The sequence below is a fragment of the Spirillospora sp. NPDC049652 genome, assembly GCF_040675125.1.
Classification (GTDB): Bacteria; Actinomycetota; Actinomycetes; order Streptosporangiales; family Streptosporangiaceae; genus Spirillospora.
Window position 1 is genome coordinate 1 of sequence record NZ_JBFAOF010000704.1, and the last position, 3931, is coordinate 3931.

4 protein-coding genes are annotated in these 3931 nt (G+C 75.0%); 3 read left to right on the forward strand and 1 reads right to left on the reverse strand.

The annotated features are described in order from the left end of the window. Nucleotides 1-45 precede the first annotated feature (45 nt). Nucleotides 46-924, reverse strand: coding sequence for a methyltransferase domain-containing protein (locus AB0J52_RS30995; protein WP_500186257.1), 879 nt, complete (start codon nucleotides 922-924; stop codon nucleotides 46-48). Between the two features lie 163 nt (nucleotides 925-1087). Between AB0J52_RS30995 and AB0J52_RS31000 the strand changes: the two genes are divergently transcribed. The 3 genes from AB0J52_RS31000 to AB0J52_RS31010 all read left to right on the forward strand — a co-directional run. Further along, nucleotides 1088-2323 (forward strand): cytochrome P450, encoded by a 1236-nt coding sequence (locus AB0J52_RS31000; RefSeq protein ID WP_500186259.1) that lies wholly within the window; start codon nucleotides 1088-1090, stop codon nucleotides 2321-2323. Nucleotides 2324-2331: 8 nt separating this feature from the next. Continuing rightward, entirely contained in the window at nucleotides 2332-3462 is a 1131-nt protein-coding gene (locus AB0J52_RS31005) for a nucleotide disphospho-sugar-binding domain-containing protein (RefSeq protein WP_500186261.1), read from the forward strand. Between the two features lie 11 nt (nucleotides 3463-3473). Beyond that, nucleotides 3474-3931: hypothetical protein (locus AB0J52_RS31010; RefSeq protein ID WP_500186262.1), on the forward strand; the 458-nt coding region annotated here is incomplete at its 3' end.

Sequence of the window (3931 nt, forward strand, 5' to 3'; positions counted from 1 at the left end):
GGCGGGCCGGCCAGGACGGGTCGGCCGGGACGGGCGGCCGGGCGGTCAGGCGGGCTTGGTCCCGCAGGCGAGCAGGATCTCACCGGTCGGGCGGACCGGCCCGGACGGGAAGGCCTCGCCGAACACCCGGACGGCGTCCTCGTCCATGGCCTTGCGCGTCTCGGGCGGCAGCGCCGCGAAGAGCTTGAGGAACGGCCCGGCGGTCTCGGTGAACAGCTCCCAGGCGGCGGCCGGGTCGGGCGCCTCGAAGATCGGGGCCTCGAAGACCTCGGTGCGCAGGCCGGTGAACCCGGCGTCCGCGAGCAGCCCGGCCAGCTCGTCCAGCGACGACAGCGAGACCGGGCCGGGGCCGCTCTCCGGATCCACCGGCGGCAGCGGGACGTGCCGGGAGACGATGCCGTTGGACAGCCGGAACGGCATGCAGCGTTCGGCCGCGCCGAGCGTCATCGCGACGAACCGCCCGCCGGGGCGCAGCGCGTCGCGGACGGCCCGGACCGCGGCGGCGCGGTCCGGCATGTACTGGAGCCCGGCACGGCACGTCGCCAGGTCGAAGGCGCCGTCCGGGACGCCGAGCGCCGCCTCGTCTGGGACGGCCCGGAACTCCACGTTCGGCACGCCCTCCTCGGCCGCGACGGCGGTCGCCTCGGCGACCATCTCGGGGCTGAGGTCGAGGCCGAGGACGTGCCCGCCGGGGGCGACGCGCGCGGCGAGGGCGAGGGCGGGGTTGCCGACGCCGGAGGCGAGGTCGAGGGCGCGTTCGCCCGGGCGCGGCGCGGCCAGCCGAAGCATGCCCTCGGTGATGGCGCGGCCGGGATCGGTGAACGCGCGGCGGTGGCGCCGCCAGGCCGCCGAGCAGAGCGCCCACTCCTCCCGCTGCCGGTCGCGTTCGGTCTGCGCCGCGGTCCGCCGGTCCGCCGTGGTCATGGCCGCTCCCTGGAGAGATTGACGCTATAGATTATTACAGTGATCACTAGAATCGCGGGGGGTAAACGGGGCATTCGTTCGGCAAGACTAGTTATTTTTGAAGCTGTTGGATAGTCTGCGGGTGTCGTGATCCATCGATCTGGCGACGACGGGAGTGCCGCTGGTGAGCACCGTGGACGATCCGGCCGCCGTGAACGAGCGCGCCGAAAAGGTCTTCTTCACCATCCTCGAGAACCCGCCCGAGAGCGACCCGGCCGAGCACTACGCCTGGCTGCACGCGAACGCCCCCGTCTTCACCACGGGCAACGGCATGACGGTGCTGTCGCGGTACGCCGACGTGAGCGCGGCGCTGCGGCACCGCTCCCTCGGACGCGGGAAGGAGTCGGTGGAGCACCTCACCGACCTGCCGCGGGAGGTGCTCGAACCCGTGATGTCGCGGTGGCGGCGGACCATGGTGTTCGCCAACCCGCCGCTGCACACCCGGATGCGCCGCGCCATCTCCAACGCGTTCACCCCCTACCACGTGGAGCGGCTGCGGCCGGTGATCCACGACCACGCGCACGCGCTGCTGGACGCGCTCGCCGACGAGCCGGGCGGCAACTTCGTCCGCCGGGTCAGCTCGCCGCTCGGCGCGACCCTGGTCGGCGCGCTGGTGGGGGTGCCCGAGCCGGACCGTCCGCTGCTGGCGAGGCTGTCACCGGAGTCCATGCGGGTCTTCGACCCGATGACGGCGGTCACCGAGCTGCCGATGGCGGCGGCGGCCGAGATGCGCATGGCCGAGTACTTCACCGAGCTGATGCGCGAGCGCATGCGCGAACCGAAGGACGACGTCCTGTCGCGGCTCACGGCCGCGCACAAGGCGGGCAAGCTGGAGGAGATCGAGGTCGTCGCGGCCTGCTCCAACCTGATGAACGCCGGGATGGACACCGGCGTGAACCTGATGAGCAACGGCCTGGCCATCCTGCTGGAGCACCCCGACCAGCTCGAGGTGGTGCGCCGCGACCCGGGCGTGGCGCTGCGCGCGGCCGAGGAGCTGGCGCGCCTGGACCCGCCGCTCAACCTCAACCCGCGCACCGCGCTCGCCGACTGCGAGGTCGCCGGGCGGACGGTGGCGGAGGGGCAGATCGTCATCAGCGTCCAGGGCGCGGCCAACCGCGACCCGTCCCGCTTCACCGACCCGGACCGGGTGGACGTGACCCGCGACGAGGGGCCCTGCCTGACGTTCGGCGGCGGCATCCACTTCTGCATGGGCGCCCACCTCGGCCGGATCATGGTCAGCGAGCTGCTGACCTGCCTGGTCACCCACTTCTCGGCGATCGAGCCGGCCGGTCCTCCCGAGCGGCGGCGCGGCCACAACATCCGCGCCTTCCTCGACCTGCCGGTCACGCTGCGCCGGTAGGGGGACCGATGCGAGCGCTGTTCCTCTCCACGCCGCTGGAGAGCCACCTGTACCCGATGGTCCCGCTCGCCTGGGCGCTGCGCGCGGCCGGGCACGAGGTGGTCGTCGGCACCACCGGCCCCGCCCTGTCGGTGGCCGGCGCGGGACTGGACGTCATCGACATCGACCCACGGGGCCGCCGCCCGTCGGTCGCCGGCCTCAACGCGACGCGGCCCGACCTGGTCAACAACTGCGCGACCACGGTCGCCGACGGGCGTCCGCTGCTGGTGGAGGCGACCCGGGCGTACGCCGACGACATGATCGCCACGGCCCGGCTGTGGGGGCCGGACCTGGTCGTCCACTCGCAGCTGCAGGGCGGCGGGCCGCTCGCCGCGGCGGCCGTGGGCGTCCCGTCGGTGGAGCACGCGACGAGCCTGCTGCGCACCGACGACTTCTACGAGCGGCTGCCGGAGCTGCTGCCCGAGGTGTTCGCCGCGCACGGCATCGACGGACTGCCGAAGCGGCGCGCCTGGATCGACGTCGCGCCGCCCAGCATGGCCGCGCGGCGGCCCGGCACCTGGTCGATGCGGTACATCCCGTACAACGGCGGTGGCCGCCTGCCCGCGGACCTCGCCCGGCGGCCGGAGGGGCGCCGGGTCGCGGTCACGGTCGGGACCGGGGTGATGGCCCCGAACGCCGACCGGCTGCTGGCCCGCGTGCTGGAGGTCGCCGAGGGCACGGATGCCGAGTTCGTGCTGCTGCTCGGCGCGGGCGCGGACGCGCGGGGACGGCTGGCCGATCCACCGCCGAACGTGCGGGCCGTCCGCGAATGGGTGCCGCTGCGGGCGCTGCTGGACACCTGCGACGCGCTCGTCCACCACGGCGGCGCGGGGTCGGCGCTGGCCGCGCTGGACGCCGGGGTCGCGCAGGTGGTGATCCCGTCGGGGGCGCCGAACTACATCCAGGCGGCCTGCGTGCGCGACCGCGGCGTCGGGCTGGTCGCCGACCTGGGCGACCTGGACGCGGACCTGGTGGAGCGGGCGCTCACCGACGTGCGGGTGCGCGCCGCCGTGCGCGCGGTGCGGGCGGAGATGGCCGCCCTTCCGTCCCCGGCCGGCACGGTCCCCCGGCTCACCGATCTCGCCGGCCGCGCGGAATGAGCCTGGACGCGGTGCCGGCGGGACTCACCGGGCCCGTCGGGGCACGCCCGGCCGGTGCGCCCGGCGGGCTGGACGCGGCGCACACGCCGGACGCGGCCGACGCGGCGGCGATCCACGCGGCGCTGTTCCGCGGGGCGGCACTGGTCAGGGACAGGGTCTCCGTGGAGATCGACGGGCAGCGGTACGCGGTGTCGCCGGTGTCGGCGGGGTTCGTGGCGCTCGGCCCGGAGGCGTTTCCCCGCGCGCGTGCGGTGGCCGCCGCCGCCCTGCGGATGGGACGGCCCTTGGCACTGATCGGCGACCTGGCGGGCACCGCGCTCGCGTTGGCGGGGATCGGGGACAGCAGGTGGGTCCACAGCCCGGAGCCGAGCGAGGCGCATTTCCTGCTCCCCGCCCCGTTCGTCCGGGACCGGGCGCGGATGCTGCGGCGGCGGCTGTCGTGCGAGCACGTCTCGCCGGGAGCCTCGCC

Coding starts and splice junctions, on each gene's coding strand:
- AB0J52_RS30995 (WP_500186257.1), bottom strand. CDS start 924: ATGACCACGGCGGACCGGCGGACCGCGGCGCAGACCGAACGCGACCGG.
- AB0J52_RS31005 (WP_500186261.1), top strand. CDS start 2,332: ATGCGAGCGCTGTTCCTCTCCACGCCGCTGGAGAGCCACCTGTACCCG.